The following is a 17,956-nucleotide window of genomic DNA, read 5'->3' on the forward strand; positions in this document are numbered from 1 at the left end:
TTGATAATGTCAGTATAGCTCACACCTTTTGACACCAATCTCCGGAAGCGATTTCTTCGGTCAGTTGTTCGGTATCTTGATACAAGTAGATCCAAGCTTGGCCAAACGGCGTGACGATACTCTCTCGACGATACTCTACTGGCACATCTTCCAACTTATCTAGCTCGGATAAGGTTTCATCATCAATCAGATACACTTCACCTTGTATCGAGCGCTGCCCGACAGACAACGCGGGATAAGGACCTAAGTCATAAAGTGCGAACTGAGCATCCGTTTCATGCTGACCAAGAAACTGGGCCGAGCTCAGAAAGTGATGATTACACTCTCCTTTACGCAAGGTCCCATATACAAAAACTAAATGCTGCATAACCACTCCTTAGTCATGAACTTTATGTACGCAGGTGAACAAGCTCTAATCGAACTCAAATTGATAGAGTAGGTCAACCGCACTATCTACACCAGAAACCGCCTCTAAATACAGATCTTGCATCAATCGATAACGCACTGTGAACTCGCCTAGTGAGTTAAAGATGCCGACGCCGTATTTCACCTGTAATCCCGGCAGAATGTAACCACTGACGGTCACTTGAGAATCATCGCCCGAACCCGCCGTATCCAATTGTAAATCTTGAACCCCAAAGGCTTCACCGATTTCACCAACCACGCGTCCACTCTTTGCCAAACTTAGGCCGATCAACGTGGTCGTCATAGCATTGCCTCCCGCTTCGCCATCAATGTCTTGACCGCGAAGTAGGTAAGAGAGCGCATTCGCTTGAGGCATCGCTGGCTCAGAGAATATCTCCACATTTGGATCCGATGCTGGTCCTGTTACACGCACACCAGCAATCACGTCATCTTGGGTATTATCTGGGTTTCGAATCGCCTTAATAGAAACGTACGGCTGATCTGCCGGACCATTCATTAAGATCTTACCTTCTTCAATCACCAAATCCTGACCAAAAGAACGGTAAGAACCGTCGACGATATTAACCTCCCCAACGATGAACGGACCTTTATCTTTCTGTGTCACATTGAGGTTACCTTTCAGACCACCTTTCAAGCCAAAGGCGGCCAGTTGGAAGTCATCACCGATTTTAATGTTGATATCCGTTTCAACATCAAATGGCATTGGCTCGATATCACTCACAGGCTGTAAGTTCTGGTCCAAAATCACGGTGTCGCTTGAAACACCAACCGCACTTGGTGGCAGCTCTTCAACCACAACTCGTCCCCAAGGCAGATTAATATTACCTTCGACCTTAGCAAGCTGCGGTGTGACATCAATAGTCATGTCCGGCTCAACTTTGATTTTTACCATTGGTGGAAGATCCACCTGAAGCTCTTTCGCAAATACGCGCGCTTTGGTATGCCAATTTTGTAGATCCTGCCAATCGGCCTCACCGGTCACTTCCAACTCACCATCTGGCGTCATGATACCCGCATCAAGATCCGCTTGGTGACCTTTAAAGTTGATCGCGACCTGACCGGAGTTAATGTCTATCGGCGTGACTTCACCTTGTAGCTTCATTTGATCAATCAAGAACTGACCGTTGACTTTAGGGTGCATAACATCACCAGATATCGCCAAATCAGTATTCATATTCGCTTTGAATAGGCTGTACTCACCTATCAACGGCGCTAAGAAATCCAGATGGAATGTCGATAGCGAGACCTTACCGTCAATCTCAGGCTGCTCAGACGTTACATCGACCAAAGAAACCTGACCAGATAAGTCACCGTTGTCTCTCACATCAAATAACCACTCAGCATCTAACTTGTCTTTTGCCAGCGCCGCTTTAAAGCTAAAGCTTTCCCAACCAAGTGTTATCGGCTGCTCTAGTGCTTGCTCTACTTGACCTTTAGGCATATCAACGTTCACCGTGACTTCCGGCTTCATCTCTGGTGCCCATTTTGCTGTTGCTTGCGCGTTGACCGACCCTTGTAATTTCGTCTCTGGCGGCAGGAACTGCTTGATTTGTTCAAAGTCAAAGTCGTTCACGGCTAACTTGGCTTCGCCACTTTGACCAACACTAATATCTTCGGTCAAACAAACACTCGAATTGGCTTGCAGCCAACAATGTGCTTGAACATCAGCGATTTGTTTATCAATGTTGACTTTAACCGCCGTCGATTTCTGCAACGCCCAAGGTCCCTGCGGCGTGCTCAAAGTAAGACGACGCAATGCACCATCCCAGCTCATTTGCGGCTTCTGTATGAATGAGCCTTCAATTTCTAAGCTGGTTGATACAATGTCAGACACCACATCTAGCGTCAGTTGGTGCAGTTTTTCATCCCCAGAAACTTCAAGGTCTGCACTATCAACTTTAATGTCGTCGTAGGTAATGTTGTTCGCAATGAGGCTTAAGTTCGCTTTCGGTGCTGGCAGAGGCGTCACATCCCCCTTCAAAGTTATGTTTTCGACGTTTGCTTGCTGCTGCCAGCTCACTTGATTTAGCGCTAGGTCTAATTTGATGTCAGGCTCTTTCAAGCTACCACGCAGCGCCACGTTGCCTTGCATCTTACCCGCTAGATCCGGAACACTTTTCGCAAAATCGGGGAAGTTAACCTCAACATCCATTAATATCTGCTTATCAATCTTACCCTTGGCACTCAATTGGTTAGGGCCATGAGAAAGCGCTAAACCTTGCGTGGTAAGCTGAATGTCTTCACCTTTGCCATTCTTATCAGACGCTTCCAGTTGGCCTTCCACATTCAGCGGATAACCGCGCAAAATGCCATCGATATCTAACTTAGGTAAACTGACTTGCCAACCGCCTTGTTCTGTTAAAGAACCTGAAGTCGAGAGGCTGCCACTGATATCGCCTTCCGCTTCTTCCCATTGAAGCCCTGGTTGAATATGTTGCAAATTAAGGTCAGCTTGCCAGTTGATTGGCGCAGCCCAATTCGCCATCACCTGACCGGATAGCTCACCGCCCAATGTTTTGACTACCAGGCTTTCAAGATCGATTTGCTCTAATGTGCCTTTGCCGTTTAGTGCAACATCTACAGCAGGAATATCTTTACCCGAAGCTTGTGTTTCTAGTGCCACAGCGTATCCGTCCAGGGAACCTTTTGCAGATAAACTTGGTACCGATACTTGATAATCACTTTGACCGATTAACGGCCATTGTGCTTGTACATTTTTGATTGCAACATCAAAGGGTAACTGCGCTTTCAGGGGCTGAAGTTCACCTTTGATCTCCGCTTCGACTAGTTCAGATAAGGTCGCAGTGAGAAAAAGGTCTCCCACCGAACCAGCAGCTGACAGCGACAGCTTTTGTCCCTTCGCATCCGCTTGCTTCACCAGCGCATCGAGCTGTGCTTTGAGAGGATAGTCAGCAGAAAGCGTTACTTGCGTGCTTAACTTACCTTCCACTTCAGGCATATCGAGCTCTAATGTTTTCACATCAACACGGTCGCCCCCCGCTTTCGCTACAGCACCAAGGTGGTGAACGATCACCGGCTTCTCACCTGCAAGCTTGAAGTTATGAACATCGAGGCGTCTTACTTCCACAGTGAGTGGAATCCACACCTCAGGTAACACAATATCTTGCGGCGGAACGTCAGCGTCTTTCGGCTCGTCGGTGGCGGCTTCAGGTTCAGCTTCACTTGGAGCCAGTGCAACATTGATGTCTTTTAATGCCGTCGGCGCAATCACTAAACGGTCGCCTTGCATAGAAAGCCCGGTAGAGAAATCTTGCCAGTCAATTTGGTTGCCTAAAATGTTTAAGTTAATGTCATCAAAACTGACCTTATTAACAAAAATAGGGACTGGTGTACTGACTGTACGTAATGGCGGAGTCTCCTCTGGCTCTTCGCCTGCCGGAGGGAGCTCTGGCATCTGAAAGTTAACACCTTGCAGGGTTAGCTCATCGACACAGACTTTAGGGTCAAAGAAACAACGGAAGTTAACCGCTAACGCTAAACGATCGACTTTTGCGTCGATGTTCAAAGATTCGTCGACAAAACTGACGTTCTGTAGCTCAAAACGAGGAAATAATGAGCCCTGAACTTTCTCTATTTGTAATTGCGGTAAAGCCTTTTCTGCTCCCCACAACGCGAGCTTAAGACCAGGGTGAGTAAATAGCACTGTCGCAACAAAAATGATGAGCAACAGCAATAGACCAATCAAACTTAGCGACAGCCATTTGGTCCACTTAAACATCATTTTGATCATAACTCAGGCCCCAATGAGAAGTGGATGCGGAACTCTCTTTCTGGTTTTTCATCCAGTCCCCACGCAAAATCAAAGCTAACCGGTCCAACCGGAGACGCCCAACGGATACCCACACCAGCACCCGATTTCCATTCAGGTGTTTCGTTAAATGCATCACCAATATCGTAGAAGGTGGCTGCCCACCAGTTTCCATACACGCGATATTGATACTCTAATGTGCTGCTGACGATGTATTTACCACCCGTCAAGGCGCCACTTTCATCCACAGGTGAAATAGACTCGTATCCATAACCACGAATGTTGTTATCACCACCAGCGAAGAAACGCAGAGAAGGCGAAAGCTTTTCAAATTCCTCAGTGATGTTCGCACCACCTTCTAAACGGAACAAACCACGATGATTATCACCGATCCCGCGGATCCAAGATGATCGCCCTAATAGGCGCAATACTCGCGTTTCTGACAGCAAAGCAGGATCACCATATTCGATCGTTACACTTTGCTTATCCCCCCACATTGGCATGTTGCCACCACGGACACGAGTTCGTGAAAAAGTGGCTCCGGGTAACACAAATTGCACCCCATCATCTTGCAGACCTTGAGAGAAGTTTTCGTACAAGTGACGAACATAAATGGTTTTATGCCAGCCGCCATCGGTTAGCCAATGTCGCTCAACTGCTAGGTTGGATTCCAAACTCTCCGTATCTCGGTTATCAAGGTGCTTTAAACCAAATTGCAGTTGGTAGTATTCACGCAATACTTCATCAAGCGGGATTTTGTAGCCTGCCGTGATCGTCTGTTCTGGCTTTGATAGTGATAACGCCGTATTAAAGCTGTGGCCACGTGAACTAACCCATGGTTTTTTCCATTTTAACGTGCCACGCACACCAGTATCGGTCGAGTAACCAAGACCGGTTTCTATTTGGTTTTTTGACGCTGGCGCGAGCGAGACCTTAATTGGCAATTCGCGTCCCTCATCCAATTTACTTAAATCAGGCTCCACAAAAACCGATGAAAACCAATCGGTATTAGACAGATTTTGGTTGTACTCCCCCACTTGCGAAACCAAGTAAGGTTCACCAATTTCAAAAGGTCGCATTGATTCAACACGGTTTTCCCAAATCTGACTGCCAGTAATGTTAATCGGACCAAAGTGATAACGAATACCACTGTCATAATGCAAACGCACATTCGCTTCATTGAAGTCAGGAATCACTTCAAGTTTGCTGAGCTTGTAATCACCATTGAAATAACCACGCTGCAACGCCAAGTTACGAATACCCGATTTCAGGCTATCGTATTCGCCTTGATTCAATACTTTGCCGACTTTAAGCGGTGAACGTTCAATAAGTTTGGCGAACTCTTCATCGTCTTTTGCTTCACCTGTGATCACCACATCCATGACTTTCACTTTCACAGGTAAACCCGGCTTGATGCTGACGATCAACTCATCATTCCCTTCCGGAATAGAGTATGAAATTTTTGCATGATAATACCCAAGCGCATTAAGAGCTTCAGTGATACTTTGATCTAATCTCGCTTGAAAGCGCAGGGAAGTGGAGTAGTCCTTCGCTGGAATGGACGACAGGTACGCACTGACATTCTCTTCTAAAGCGCCATCGATGCCTTTTAAAGTCAAAGAAACATCGGCAGAGGCACCATGAGAAAAGGCAAACAGGCCAACAATGGTGAGGAGAGCTTTTTTTATCATGCTTTTTTGGCTGAATGAGGTTAAGTAAACGTAAATAATGATAACGCCAATTAAAGTCTAAGTCTGTAATATTAATAGGTTTAACGCGGTCTATGTCATCACAGCATCAGATACAGACGAAATGAAAAAGTTCGCAAATTTAAGACACGTATTGAAGGACAAATACCATGCTCAACAAACAAACATTGATCAGTATAGAAGATGCCTTGCCAGGTAGAGATCAACCGATGCAGGTTGAAGATCATCATTTTGTAAATAAATCTAACTTAAAGGCACCATTGGAGCCGCATCAACAACAAATTCTGCTGGGAATGGGCTGCTTTTGGGGTGCTGAGCGCGTATTTTGGCAACTGGATGGGGTTATCTCCACTTCGGTTGGCTACGCCGGTGGATATACACCCAATCCTACTTATGAAGAGGTGTGTACGGGTAAAACAGGCCATACAGAGGTAGTACGAGTCGTCTTCGATGAACGCGTGATTTCCTTAGAAAAACTACTGGCCGTTTTTTGGGAGAGACATGACCCAACCCAGGGGATGCGTCAAGGTAACGATCTGGGCACACAATACCGTTCGGCGATTTACACTTATTCCGCGAAGCAGCAAGAGAGCGCAGAAAAATCGAAGCTCTTGTATCAACAAGCACTGCAAGAGGAACTACGCGCGAATATCACCACTGAGATACAGCCAGCGGGCCCGTATTATTTTGCCGAAACTTACCACCAGCAATACCTGGCTAAAAACCCTGACGGTTACTGCGGTATCGGTGGTACAGGTGTTTGCTTTCCACCCAGCTTACAAAGTTAGTTCCTACAACTAACTCAAACCCAAAAGAGCGACCGAATAGGTCGCTCTTTTTTGAAATCGAAAACTAAATTCAAGCCAACGGGCTCTTAAACAGACAACGAAGCAATCACTTGGTTGACTTCTTTAAAGATGGTGAGTCTTTTCTGATCGTTGACGTCAGGGAGCAAAACTTTGCCATTGTCGAACTGAAAACATCCAACCCCAGCAATAAAGAATTGACCTTTGAACAACGTTTTAACGAAACGTGCCACTTGTAATGGTCGGTATACAGCAAACTCACGTAGCATAACTCACCTCAATTCCTTTGAGAAAACACGGATTGCTTATTTATCCTCTGCAATCTTGATGCGCAATCTGCGACGAGGTTCATTTTAGCAAATTCTAAATATAACGCAATATTACACCACCCCATACGTTAAATAAATGTTATCAACAGTTCTACAAATTTCCTAGATCTGGATATATACTGGAAAACTTCCAACTCGTACGGAATATAACAATATGAAAACTAAGACTCTCCTACCTCTACTATTGGCTATAACGCCAAGCTTTGCGTTTGCACACAACCTATCTGTCGGTGAGGCCGTTCCTTCTGCCAAGGTCGCGGCTTATGGCGAGATTGTTTTGCAGGGTGAGGGCGTGGCATACCAACCATGGGCAACCCAGCATATGCAGGGTAAGGTTCGTGTTATTCAAGCAATCGCAGGTCGTAGCAGTTCAAAAGAAATGAACGCCCCTTTGATGTCAGCAATAACCGCCGCGCAATTCCCGCAAGAAAGCTACCAAACAACTACGATCATTAACCAAGATGATGCAATCTGGGGGACAGGTTCGTTCGTGAAATCTTCAGCCCAAGACAGCAAAAAAGAGTTTCCTTGGTCATCTATGGTTCTGGATGAAAATGGCGTAGTCGCCAACACTTGGGATCTTAAAGAAGAAAGCTCTGCCATTATTGTTCAAGACAAAACAGGCAAAGTGCTGTTTGTAAAAGAAGGCGCACTTGAGCAAGATGAAATTGCAAAGGTGATCGAGCTAATTAAACAGAACATCTAGTCTCGTTGCTTGGCTCCTTAATATCCGTAGTACGCAGTATAAGGAGCCATGCGACCAAACTTAAAGCTTGAGCCTAGTTTAACGCTCAGTGATTCCACCAAGGAGACTGTCTCATATTCGGCGACATCGCATGTGTTGACGTAAATTTTCCCACTAGCCAACAAAAGAGTGAACTTTTACTCATTATGGGTGTTATATTATAACAGTCGGTAAGAGGAGCTCAGATGTACCACCACCAGCAAAAGATACGGAAGCATTGGCATCGCACTGTTTTATTTTTCAGTGTCGCGTTGCTGATCGCTTGGAACTTTGCGGTAATCCTTCATCAAGTTGATCTGACTCCCGAACACCACACACACCATCATTGCCAGCTATTTTCTGGGGTTCAGCACGGCATAGCCAAAGCTCAACCGACCCTATCGACGCCAACATTTACGCGCATCCAATACCATGATGTCTTTCAGCGCCTTGTTAATAGTGAAGACATTCGTGGTGCAGCTCGTGCCCCGCCTTATTTTGCTTAATTTCCAAACTATTCCACACTCAACATAATTTGTGCGTATTCCTGCACCTAACGTGTCAGCGAATCGCACCTTAGTAAATACAAATCTGATCCGGTATTGCTCGGGTTAGTGCCAGCAAAATTAGGAAACACAAAATGTCATCGAAACATGTTTTAGCGCTTGTCATTGGTCTCTCTTTATCGACAGCAGCAAATGCGGACGAATACCGCCAGCACGGTGCTCATGTGCATGGTCACGTCGAATTTAATATCGCCCAAGATGGAAAGGATCTGTTAGTGGAGATTACTGCTCCCGGTGCCGATGTGGTCGGTTTCGAGCATGCTCCAGAAAATGAACAACAAGAGCAAGCACTTAAACAAGCCATTGCCACCCTAGAAGACAGCAACACACTGTTTGCTATTAACGCGCAAGCCAATTGTGATATTGAAGAAGCTTACGTAAACCATAACCTCAGCAACCCTCATGAAGACCATGATCATAGCGAGCACGACCATGATGACCATGCAAATCACGATCATGAAGGGCACGAACACCATGATCACCACAATGAACATCATGATGAACATGAGCACCATGACGGTCACGATGCTCACCATGAGGAGCATGAAAATGGCGGACATGGTGAGTTTTCGGTGCAATATCGATTCAGATGTGACCAAGTTAACCAACTCAGTCACATTCAAACCGACTGGTTTAATCAATTTCCAACGACTGAGTCAATCAACGTCAATATATTCACTGACACCATGCAATCAGCCATCAAACTGAGCAAAGATAACTCCCAAATCGTAATCAAATAACACGAGTGGCGTGTAAGTACACACTTACACGCCAATGCTTTGGTGATTTAGTATGACTGAAATCATGTCAAATGTTGTTGAGCTAAATAATGCCCAGTTTGTCTGGCCCGGTTCAACACACGCAACCATTCATATTCCACAGTTACATATTGCCCAAGGTGAGCACGTATTTATCAAAGGTCCCAGTGGCTGCGGTAAATCTACGCTGCTTGCCCTACTAACTGGCATCAACACGTTAACATCAGGCTCTCTATCCGTACTGAATACTGACCTTGTTAGTTTAAGTGCAAGTCAAAGAGACAAATTTCGCGCCGATCACATTGGCTATATCTTTCAGCAGTTCAATTTATTGCCTTATTTAAACGTGCTTGAAAACGTACTACTGCCTTGCCAATTCAGTCAAATACGACGTGGCCGCGCGCTTTCAAGAACGTCATCTCAAACGTTAGAAGAGCAAGCTCAAGCTCTGCTTGAAAGGCTCCACCTACCCAGCGAGCTTCATGTTCGTCCGGTATCGGAACTGAGCATTGGCCAACAACAACGTGTTGCGGCTGCACGAGCACTCATTGGGTATCCGGGGTTAGTGATTGCTGACGAGCCAACCTCCGCTCTAGACCACGATAACCGTAAAGCGTTTATTGAACTCCTGATGGAGCAAACGAATCAAGCCAACGCTACGCTGATCTTCGTCAGTCACGATCCAACGCTTGAGCCCTTATTTGACCGCACACTTAACCTACCAGATATTAACCAAGCATCTAACCTAGGAGCCGTATCATGAGCGCTGTTGCAAAGCTCGCGTGGAAGAGCTTAATCAATCGTAAGGCGACGGCAATATTAACCATCATGACAGTCGCGATTTCTGTCATACTCCTTTTAGGAGTAGAACGCATTCGTACTCAGGCAAAAGATAGCTTCGCCAATACAATTTCAGGCACCGACCTCATCATTGGCGGCCGTTCTGGACAAGTGAACTTGCTGCTCTACTCTGTGTTTCGCATTGGCAATGCCACCAACAACATTGACTGGAAGAGCTACCAAGAGTTTGCCAATCATCGAGCAGTAGATTGGGCGATTCCAATCTCACTTGGCGACTCGCACAAAGGATTCCGAGTCATGGGAACCAACCACAGCTATTTTGAACACTATAAATTCGGAAGTAAGCAATCACTAACCTTTTCAGAAGGCCAAGAATTCAATGGTTTATTTGAAACCGTGCTCGGTTCTGATGTCGCAAAACAGCTGGGGTATCACGTCGGTAGTGAAATCATCATTGCCCACGGCATTAGTGATGTAGGCTTTAGCCGACATGACAACCTGCCATTCAAAGTTGTCGGGATTCTTGCGCCCACTGGCACGCCAGTCGACAAAACCGTCCATGTCTCGCTAGAAGCCATCGAAGCCATCCACGTCGGATGGGAAAGCGGTGCACGTTTAGGCCCAACACCCAAGGCACAAGACCTCAAAAGCAGAGACTTTCAGCCCAAGCAAATTACCGCGATGCTGGTCGGTTTGAAATCTCGTATTCAGACTTTCGCCCTACAAAGGCAAATCAACACTTATCCCAAAGAACCGCTTAGCGCGATTATGCCCGGGGTTGCGTTGCATGAACTGTGGGGAATGATGTCTGTTGCCGAGCAAGCCTTAATGGCAGTGTCTGGCTTTGTGGTGATTGCAGGATTACTCGGCATGCTAAGCAGCTTATTAACCAGCTTGCAGGAGCGCCGCCGTGAAATGGCGATTTTGCGCGCTATGGGAGCAAGACCTCGTCATGTTTTCTCATTGTTGATCAGCGAAGCCAGTCTACTTACTGCTGCCGGAATTGTGACCGGAGTGGCAGGGCTGTATGCCATTCTCGCCATCGTGCAACCCATCATTCAACAGCATTATGGAATACATCTGACTTTAAGCCTCTTATCGCCCTATGAATGGATGCTATTAGGTTTCGTACAATGCGCTGGAATTGTAATTGGTTTCATCCCGGCTTTTCGCGCCTATCGACAGTCACTAAGTGACGGAATGACAATAAGGATTTAATAAAATGTGGAGAAAAATACTCGCAAGTTGCTTGCTGATCATCTCATTTATAGCGCCAGTACTCGCAAGCGAGGAGCCATTAACGCTCGACTGGATTGATCTAGTACCTGAGAAAGAACGCAAACTGTTCGACAGTGTGGGCATGCCAGCTTCTGATCACAGTGGCGGAGCAGCGCAACAATCTAAAATTGGTAACGTTCGACCAGAGCTAAATGGAAGCCAAGTTAAAATCCCAGGTTTTGTCATCCCGCTTGAAGGTGACGCGAATACCGTCACCGAGTTTTTGTTGGTGCCATACTTTGGAGCTTGTATCCACGTACCACCACCGCCACCAAACCAAATCATTTACGTGAAGTTTCCCAAAGGCGCACCCGTTCAAGAACTGTGGGATGTCATATATGTGGTTGGGGAGTTGAAAACCGAAACGATAAGCCACGAGCTGGCTGAAACGGCTTACGTTATTGAGGGATCGAAAATAGAAGCCTACGACGATATGTAGTTTAAGTCGTTGACATGCATCGGTACACCTAAGGCGTCACATCGGCGCCTTTTTTAGTTCTGTGTTACACGATATAACGAGACAAATACGTTAATACGCCAACATAAATAACCAAAAGAAACGCTATCGACAGGTGCTTTTTTAATTTACCTGCTTCTGAGAACTTCATTGTCCCTCCAAAATAACGATAACAATTTTAACAACTCATTATCATTTTGGATAGCCCTATTCGTTCAAAAACTGAGAACTCCTATCTGGTCGCCTGGTTAGATAAGGTGTAAATTTAAACAAGCGAACAGCGCAGTTCTTGGTAGGAAAATTAATGGCAGAACCGACAAAGCAACCTGTTGTCATCGAACATCAGTCAAACGCACAAAAAAATACGCAACAAGAAAAGAAGCAGGGCTACATCAAAGACAGTGCCAGCAAGGTAAAAACCATTGCCCAAATACACGGTCTTGATGCCTTACTGCAAACCGATCCACCAGCCAAATCCGCGCTTGAAAGAGCCCAACTGCGTGAACAGAGACGCCAAGAACAGCGACAAAAAAACCTAGAGCAGATTTTAAAGCTAGCACACAGTTCATGCCGAGATGAAACTGCCGGAGAGCCCGACCAAGACTGGTTGTATCGTTTTTTTGAAATGGCTCAAGACATCCATAACAGCGCGATGCAAAAGTTATGGGCTCAAGTGATGAAGCGTGAAGTGACAAACCCAGGCTCGACGTCTATGAAAGCGCTCAAAGTCCTCAAAGATATGTCACCAAAAGAAGCACAAACTCTGCAAAGAGCCGCCTCTCTGGCGTGCAGTTTTGGAGGGGATCACAGTCGCAAGCTGTTAATTGGTTATAAAGCGCAAGGAGGAATATTTAGCTTCGGCAAACGAGACATCGCCAACAGCTTAAACATGGGAAGTTTTCAGCTGCCCTATTCAAGTTTGTTGCTGTTGATTGAACTAGGGTTACTGCATAGTACCGAGCTTGAATCTGGCGAAATTGGTATCGAGACGCAATTGATCCTCACCTACCAAGGTAAAAACTTGTCGCTGAACGTGAACAGCAAAGGCGTCCGCCTTTTATATTACCGCTTCACGCCAACAGGCAATGAGCTCTGTACCTTGCTCGGTAACAAACCACATGCCGACTACTACGACCAAATGCTTGCGCTTTTAAATCATAGATTTAGTGTCCATAGTGACGCTAAAAGTACGGTTCATCATACCGTGTAGGCAGTTCGAGAAGCATTTGACCACCCATGATCTAAATGCTTCTTAAGCCGCTCAAAGAGCTTGAGGTCACCAATGATCCAAATGCTTATTTATCGGATCACTGCACGCGACTTAAGCGCTTCCAAGCACAAGTCCACCAGCTCATCGACGCTTTTTTCGCCCGCTGGTAAATCGACTTCCGGATTCTTCGGTGCTTGATATTCAGAATCAATACCAGTGAAGTTAGGAATTTCTCCCGCACGTGCTTTGCGGTACAAACCTTTAGGATCGCGACCTTCGCAGACTTCTAGAGATGCATTGACGAACACTTCGATAAACTCACCTTCTGGCAATAAGTCGCGCACTAGCTGTCGCTCTGCACGATGCGGTGAAATGAACGCCGACAACACAATTAAGCCTGCATCCGCCATCAGTTTAGCCAGTTCACCAATACGACGAATGTTCTCGCGACGATCCTGTTCAGAAAAGCCCAAATCGCTACACAGGCCATGTCGCACATTGTCACCATCCAATAAATAGGTGTGGTAACCCAATGTTGCAAGGCGATTTTCCAACGCCCCTGCTATGGTTGATTTACCCGCTCCAGATAAGCCAGTAAACCACAATACGGCAGGTTTTTGCTTCTTTAATTCAGCACGAAACTGTTTATCGACCGAATGCTGGTGCCAAACAATGTTTTCATCTTTTACCGTCGTTTCGGCAGTCATAACGTATCCTTGTAAATATCGGAATTAAAACGGGAAGAAGACCGGAATCAAAGTAAGTACTAATACAGAGTACACAATCGAAATCGGCACACCAATTCTCACATAGTCGGTCAATTTATAATTTCCTACGCTGTACACCAGTAAGTTGGTTTGATAACCGTAGGGAGAAATAAAGCTCGCACTGGCGCCAAACAAGACCGCCATAATGAATGGCATCGGATCAACGCCATAACCGACCGCCATGCTATAGCCAATAGGAAAAGAAAGCGCAGCCGCGGCATTATTCGTCACCAGTTCAGTAAGAACTAATGTCATGATGTAAGTTGCGACCAAGGCTCCAAACACGCCCCAGCCATTGAACGCTTCAATAAACATCGCTCCCATTCTCTCTGACAAGCCGGAAGAGATCATCAATTGAGCGATGGACAAAGCAGAGCCGACAATCACAACGATATCAATTGGGAAACGGCGGCGCAGTTCTGAAATCTGTACAATGCCAAACGCGATAAGTGCAATAAGATACGCGGCAAGGCCTTTAATAATCGGTACTAGTTCTAATAGCGCACACCCAATTACGGCAGCAAAACCCAGTAGCACGATGGAGGATTTATTCGTATCAAGCCGAGCGCTAGAGTCCAAATCATGCACTAAAACAAACTCTTTACGATGAGCTCGGCGCTCCGATTCAAAACGCTTGCCCGGAACCAGAACTAACGTGTCACCTGGCGCTAAGGTAATGCTACCCAAACCGCCCTCTAGGCGCTCATGGCCACGACGAATAGCGACAACAACGGCATCAAAGCGGTCACGGAATCGACTCTCTTTAAGTGTTTTATAGCAAAACGTCGCGGATGAGCTCACCACAACTTCAATAAAATTTTGCCCATTCAAGTGCTGCTGACCAAAAAGCTTGAGGCCCGGAATTTCTTGCAGGGTCGCGACGCTCTCAACATCACCACAAAACAACAAACGGTCTTTCGCATTGAGTACGAAATCCGGTCCTACAGAGGAAACCGTCACGCCATCTCGTACAACCTCCGCAAGAAACAGTTTGCGCAGCGCACGTAAATTATTCTCGCTGACCGTGCGCCCAACTAACGGTGAACCAGGCTCTACGCGAGACTCAAGAAAATACGGTAAATCTTCTTGGCTTTGATCATCGTAGTTCGGCAGTAAGTAACTGAGCGGGATAAGAATCAGCATTCCTCCCACCAACACCGCCAAGCCAATCATCGTGGGTGTAAAAAAGCTCAGGCTCGGCAAACCGGCATCTTCAACAAAGCTGTTGATGATTAAGTTAGTCGACGTACCTATCAAAGTTAATGTGCCACCAAAAATAGCCGCGTAAGACAGCGGGATGAGTAATTTCGAAGGCGCATGCTGCTGATTACGCTTAATCGCCCCAATCAATGAGACAACCACGGCGGTATTATTCGTGAATGAAGAGAGCAAGGCCGTTGATACACCGAGCTTAGCGATCACACTACCTAACTGGCCTTCAGAAATACTACGGCTCACCCAACTGATCAGTAACGTTTTTTCTAAAGCACACGATGCAAGAATCAACAGAACCAGAGTCAATAACGAAGAGTTGGTAAAGTTGGATGCGATCGTGGCTGAATCCATCATTCCCGCCATAAATGCAATAAAAGCGGCACCCGCAAAGACATAACTAGGCTTAATTTTTGTGACAAGCAAACAAGTGATAATGCCAAGCAAAATCGCTAATACAAACCCTTGTTCCCACATAGCCTTTCCTTACCAAATCGCCCAAAGGGCACAACAACGGCTCATTTATCCGTGAGACACCAGACAAACGAGTAAACAGACCAAAATCAGCGCAAGCGAAAAGAACATCAGAATGCTCGGTTTTCTTGGGCTTCACCGAAGCATTCTGGTATTAGGAGAATAACCTAACTGCATTTCGCAACTCAGTTAGGCAGCGACGCCCCAAGCACAACAACAGATAGAATCAGAGCTTATCGTGCTCGAGCGCGCCAATTACTTTTTCAGCAATTGGCTGACGTCTTTTGCTTCCCAGTGTGGGAAGTGTTTACGCACAAGTGCATTCAGCTCAACTTCAAACGCAGAGATGTCCGTCAAGTCGCGCTCAACCACCGCGAGGCTTTCTTTGACCATGCCTGCACCAACCGTCACGTTCGTCAGACGATCGATAATGATGAAGCCGCCGGTATCAGCACAATCTTGGTAATTGTCCAGCGCAACTGACTCATTGAGAGACCATTCACACAAGCCAATACCATTCAATGGCAGCTCTGCCGCACTATGAGTTGATAGGTTGTTGATATCATATTGGTGACGAATCGCTTCAACATGGCCCACAGTTTTCTTACCCGCGATTTTGATGTCGTAGTCACGACCCGGTTGCAGAGGTTGCTCTGTCATCCATACCACATCGGCAAGCAAGTGGTTTGTGGTTTCCACTTGAGCATTGTCTAGGACAATCAAATCGCCACGGCTAATATCGATCTCATCGCTTAGCGTCAGAGTGACCGCTAACCCAGCACGAGCTTCCTCAATATCACCATCAAACGTAACAATGCGTGCAACAGTTGACGTTTTCCCCGATGGCAATGCTTTGATGGCATCACCGACTTTGATCGAACCTGAAGAAATCGTCCCCGCAAAACCACGGAAATCGAGGTTAGGACGGTTAACGTATTGCACCGGGAAGCGGAACTCACCCGCACCTTTTTCTTGATCCACATCTACCGTTTCAAGAAGTTCAAGCAATGACGGGCCTTTAAACCAGCTTAGGTTTTGCCCTTTATCCACCACATTGTCACCTTCAAGCGCCGAAATCGGGATGATTTGAATATCAATATCCCCGGTCAGATTCTCAGAAAACTTAAGATACTCATCGCGGATTTCTTCAAAGCGCTCTTGAGAGTAATCCACTAAATCCATCTTGTTGATCGCCACAACAAAGTGTTTCAAACCCAGTAGGTTGGAAATAAAAGAGTGACGACGAGTTTGATCAAGAATGCCTTTGCGTGCGTCGACTAAGATCACCGCTAAGTCACACGTCGATGCGCCTGTTGCCATATTACGCGTGTACTGCTCGTGCCCAGGAGTATCGGCGATGATGAACTTACGTTTCTGCGTCGAGAAATAGCGGTAAGCCACATCAATCGTGATCCCCTGCTCGCGCTCAGCTTGTAAGCCATCTACCAACAACGCAAGGTCAGGCTTTTCACCCGTGGTGCCCACACGTTGGCTGTCTGAGTGCACTGCCGCTAGCTGATCTTCATAAATTTGTTTTGAGTCATGGAGTAAGCGACCGATTAGTGTACTTTTACCGTCATCTACCGAGCCACAAGTCAAGAATCTAAGTAACGACTTGTACTGGTGTTGTGTTAAATAGCCTTCGATACCAAGCTCGGCTAATTGAGCTTCAACTGCACTGTTCATTATCTTTCCTTAGATCCTTTAGAAGTAACCTTGACGTTTTTTAAGCTCCATCGATCCTGACTGATCGTGGTCGATCGCTCGACCTTGGCGCTCACTCGACGTTGCCACCAGCATCTCTTCGATAATGCCGGTCAAAGTGTTCGCTTCAGACTCGATAGCCCCAGTTAATGGATAACAACCAAGAGTACGGAAACGCACACTCTTCTCTTCGATCACTTCACCCGGTTGAAGCTCCATACGATCATCATCAACCATGATCAGCATGCCGTCGCGTTCAACAACTGGACGTTTGTCAGCGAGATAAAGCGGTACGATCTCGATGTTTTCTAAATAGATGTATTGCCAGATATCAAGCTCCGTCCAGTTCGAAAGTGGAAATACACGAATGCTCTCCCCTTTATTAACCTGACCGTTGTACGTCTTCCACAGCTCTGGACGTTGATTTTTAGGGTCCCAGGTATGGTTCTTGTCACGGAACGAATACACTCGTTCTTTTGCGCGTGATTTTTCTTCATCACGACGAGCGCCACCAAAAGCAGCATCGAAGCCATATTTGTTTAGCGCCTGCTTAAGACCTTGCGTTTTCATGATGTCCGTATGCTTTGACGAGCCATGAACAAACGGACTGCAGCCCATTGCTAGACCTTCTGGGTTCTTATGTACCAAGAGCTCAAAGCCGTATTTGGCAGCGGTGCGATCGCGAAACTCAATCATCTCGCGGAATTTCCAGTCCGTATCGACATGCAAAAGTGGGAATGGAATTTTGCCCGGGTAAAACGCTTTACGCGCTAGGTGCAGCATCACTGATGAGTCTTTACCAATCGAATACATCATGACTGGGTTATCAAACTCAGCCGCAACTTCGCGGATAATATGGATACTCTCCGCTTCGAGTTGTTTAAGGTGAGTTAAACGTTGTTGGTCCATGTTTTGTATTTCCTTTTTAAGCTTGAAGGCGCATTACGTCTCTAATCTTTGGTCTGA

At 46.3% G+C, this 17,956-nt stretch carries 16 protein-coding genes; 8 read left to right on the forward strand and 8 right to left on the reverse strand.

All coding sequences use genetic code 11. The features are described 5' to 3' along the window. Window positions 1–19: 19 nt before the first annotated feature. The 3 genes from FR741_RS13835 to tamA are packed head-to-tail and all read right to left on the reverse strand — an operon-like array spanning window position 20 to window position 5,886. On the reverse strand, window positions 20–367 hold the full coding sequence (locus FR741_RS13835; protein ID WP_012841162.1) for a gamma-glutamylcyclotransferase family protein: 348 nt from the start codon (window positions 365–367) through the stop codon (window positions 20–22). A 45-nt stretch (window positions 368–412) separates the two neighbouring features. After that, window positions 413–4,177 (reverse strand): autotransporter assembly complex protein TamB, encoded by a 3,765-nt coding sequence (gene tamB / locus FR741_RS13840; protein WP_167426965.1) that lies wholly within the window; start codon window positions 4,175–4,177, stop codon window positions 413–415. Beyond that, entirely contained in the window at window positions 4,174–5,886 is a 1,713-nt protein-coding gene (tamA, locus tag FR741_RS13845) for an autotransporter assembly complex protein TamA (protein WP_167426966.1), read from the reverse strand. Before tamA ends, tamB begins: the two co-directional genes overlap by 4 nt. 167 nt (window positions 5,887–6,053) lie before the next feature. On the opposite strand from tamA, the gene msrA reads away from it, so the two are divergent. Then, entirely contained in the window at window positions 6,054–6,692 is a 639-nt protein-coding gene (msrA, locus tag FR741_RS13850) for a peptide-methionine (S)-S-oxide reductase MsrA (protein ID WP_167426967.1), read from the forward strand. An 86-nt stretch (window positions 6,693–6,778) separates the two neighbouring features. Here the strand turns inward: msrA and FR741_RS13855 are convergent, their stop codons facing one another. Beyond that, window positions 6,779–6,979: a DUF1107 domain-containing protein gene (locus tag FR741_RS13855; RefSeq protein WP_012841164.1), complete on the reverse strand. Its 201-nt coding sequence runs from the start codon at window positions 6,977–6,979 to the stop codon at window positions 6,779–6,781. 214 nt (window positions 6,980–7,193) lie between these two features. On the opposite strand from FR741_RS13855, the gene FR741_RS13860 reads away from it, so the two are divergent. The 7 genes from FR741_RS13860 to FR741_RS13890 all read left to right on the forward strand — a co-directional run bounded on the left by FR741_RS13860 (window position 7,194) and on the right by FR741_RS13890 (window position 12,833). After that, window positions 7,194–7,745 (forward strand): YtfJ family protein, encoded by a 552-nt coding sequence (locus FR741_RS13860; protein ID WP_167426968.1) that lies wholly within the window; start codon window positions 7,194–7,196, stop codon window positions 7,743–7,745. 224 nt (window positions 7,746–7,969) lie between these two features. Further along, entirely contained in the window at window positions 7,970–8,269 is a 300-nt protein-coding gene (locus FR741_RS13865) for a DUF2607 family protein (protein ID WP_005392338.1), read from the forward strand. A 134-nt stretch (window positions 8,270–8,403) separates the two neighbouring features. Then, window positions 8,404–9,069, forward strand: a complete 666-nt coding sequence (gene zrgA, locus FR741_RS13870) for a zinc uptake protein ZrgA (RefSeq protein ID WP_167426969.1) — start codon at window positions 8,404–8,406, stop codon at window positions 9,067–9,069. A gap of 52 nt (window positions 9,070–9,121) precedes the next feature. Beyond that, window positions 9,122–9,850 (forward strand): ABC transporter ATP-binding protein, encoded by a 729-nt coding sequence (locus FR741_RS13875; RefSeq protein ID WP_167426970.1) that lies wholly within the window; start codon window positions 9,122–9,124, stop codon window positions 9,848–9,850. Further along, window positions 9,847–11,106, forward strand: a complete 1,260-nt coding sequence (locus FR741_RS13880; RefSeq protein WP_048626587.1) for an ABC transporter permease — start codon at window positions 9,847–9,849, stop codon at window positions 11,104–11,106. Before FR741_RS13875 ends, FR741_RS13880 begins: the two co-directional genes overlap by 4 nt. Window positions 11,107–11,110: 4 nt before the next feature. Next, window positions 11,111–11,605 carry a DUF3299 domain-containing protein gene (locus FR741_RS13885; RefSeq protein WP_167426971.1) on the forward strand — a complete coding sequence of 165 codons (495 nt, stop codon included), beginning with the start codon at window positions 11,111–11,113 and terminating at the stop codon, window positions 11,603–11,605. A gap of 322 nt (window positions 11,606–11,927) precedes the next feature. After that, window positions 11,928–12,833, forward strand: coding sequence for a TIGR03899 family protein (locus FR741_RS13890; RefSeq protein ID WP_167426972.1), 906 nt, complete (start codon window positions 11,928–11,930; stop codon window positions 12,831–12,833). Between the two features lie 89 nt (window positions 12,834–12,922). Here FR741_RS13890 and cysC read toward each other — a convergent pair whose 3' ends face one another. The 4 genes from cysC to cysD all read right to left on the reverse strand — a co-directional run bounded on the left by cysC (window position 12,923) and on the right by cysD (window position 17,899). After that, window positions 12,923–13,540, reverse strand: coding sequence for an adenylyl-sulfate kinase (gene cysC / locus FR741_RS13895; protein ID WP_139060150.1), 618 nt, complete (start codon window positions 13,538–13,540; stop codon window positions 12,923–12,925). Window positions 13,541–13,564: 24 nt separating this feature from the next. Continuing rightward, window positions 13,565–15,289, reverse strand: a complete 1,725-nt coding sequence (locus tag FR741_RS13900; RefSeq protein WP_005392351.1) for an SLC13 family permease — start codon at window positions 15,287–15,289, stop codon at window positions 13,565–13,567. 252 nt (window positions 15,290–15,541) lie between these two features. Further along, window positions 15,542–16,972, reverse strand: a complete 1,431-nt coding sequence (gene cysN / locus FR741_RS13905; RefSeq protein WP_046874053.1) for a sulfate adenylyltransferase subunit CysN — start codon at window positions 16,970–16,972, stop codon at window positions 15,542–15,544. Window positions 16,973–16,990: 18 nt separating this feature from the next. Next, window positions 16,991–17,899: a sulfate adenylyltransferase subunit CysD gene (gene cysD, locus FR741_RS13910; RefSeq protein WP_005379592.1), complete on the reverse strand. Its 909-nt coding sequence runs from the start codon at window positions 17,897–17,899 to the stop codon at window positions 16,991–16,993. Between the last annotated feature and the right edge of the window lie 57 nt (window positions 17,900–17,956).

The sequence above is a fragment of the Vibrio diabolicus genome, assembly GCF_011801455.1.
Lineage (GTDB): Bacteria > Pseudomonadota > Gammaproteobacteria > Enterobacterales > Vibrionaceae > Vibrio > Vibrio diabolicus.

Excerpts from the sequence above, each read along its gene's own strand:
- FR741_RS13835 (WP_012841162.1), bottom strand. The coding sequence starts at position 367 with ATGCAGCATTTAGTTTTTGTATATGGGACCTTGCGTAAAGGAGAGTGT.
- tamB (WP_167426965.1), bottom strand. The coding sequence starts at position 4,177 with ATGATCAAAATGATGTTTAAGTGGACCAAATGGCTGTCGCTAAGTTTG.
- tamA (WP_167426966.1), bottom strand. The coding sequence starts at position 5,886 with ATGATAAAAAAAGCTCTCCTCACCATTGTTGGCCTGTTTGCCTTTTCT.
- msrA (WP_167426967.1), top strand. The coding sequence starts at position 6,054 with ATGCTCAACAAACAAACATTGATCAGTATAGAAGATGCCTTGCCAGGT.
- FR741_RS13855 (WP_012841164.1), bottom strand. The coding sequence starts at position 6,979 with ATGCTACGTGAGTTTGCTGTATACCGACCATTACAAGTGGCACGTTTC.
- FR741_RS13860 (WP_167426968.1), top strand. The coding sequence starts at position 7,194 with ATGAAAACTAAGACTCTCCTACCTCTACTATTGGCTATAACGCCAAGC.
- FR741_RS13865 (WP_005392338.1), top strand. The coding sequence starts at position 7,970 with ATGTACCACCACCAGCAAAAGATACGGAAGCATTGGCATCGCACTGTT.
- zrgA (WP_167426969.1), top strand. The coding sequence starts at position 8,404 with ATGTCATCGAAACATGTTTTAGCGCTTGTCATTGGTCTCTCTTTATCG.
- FR741_RS13875 (WP_167426970.1), top strand. The coding sequence starts at position 9,122 with ATGACTGAAATCATGTCAAATGTTGTTGAGCTAAATAATGCCCAGTTT.
- FR741_RS13880 (WP_048626587.1), top strand. The coding sequence starts at position 9,847 with ATGAGCGCTGTTGCAAAGCTCGCGTGGAAGAGCTTAATCAATCGTAAG.
- FR741_RS13885 (WP_167426971.1), top strand. The coding sequence starts at position 11,111 with ATGTGGAGAAAAATACTCGCAAGTTGCTTGCTGATCATCTCATTTATA.
- FR741_RS13890 (WP_167426972.1), top strand. The coding sequence starts at position 11,928 with ATGGCAGAACCGACAAAGCAACCTGTTGTCATCGAACATCAGTCAAAC.
- cysC (WP_139060150.1), bottom strand. The coding sequence starts at position 13,540 with ATGACTGCCGAAACGACGGTAAAAGATGAAAACATTGTTTGGCACCAG.
- FR741_RS13900 (WP_005392351.1), bottom strand. The coding sequence starts at position 15,289 with ATGTGGGAACAAGGGTTTGTATTAGCGATTTTGCTTGGCATTATCACT.
- cysN (WP_046874053.1), bottom strand. The coding sequence starts at position 16,972 with ATGAACAGTGCAGTTGAAGCTCAATTAGCCGAGCTTGGTATCGAAGGC.
- cysD (WP_005379592.1), bottom strand. The coding sequence starts at position 17,899 with ATGGACCAACAACGTTTAACTCACCTTAAACAACTCGAAGCGGAGAGT.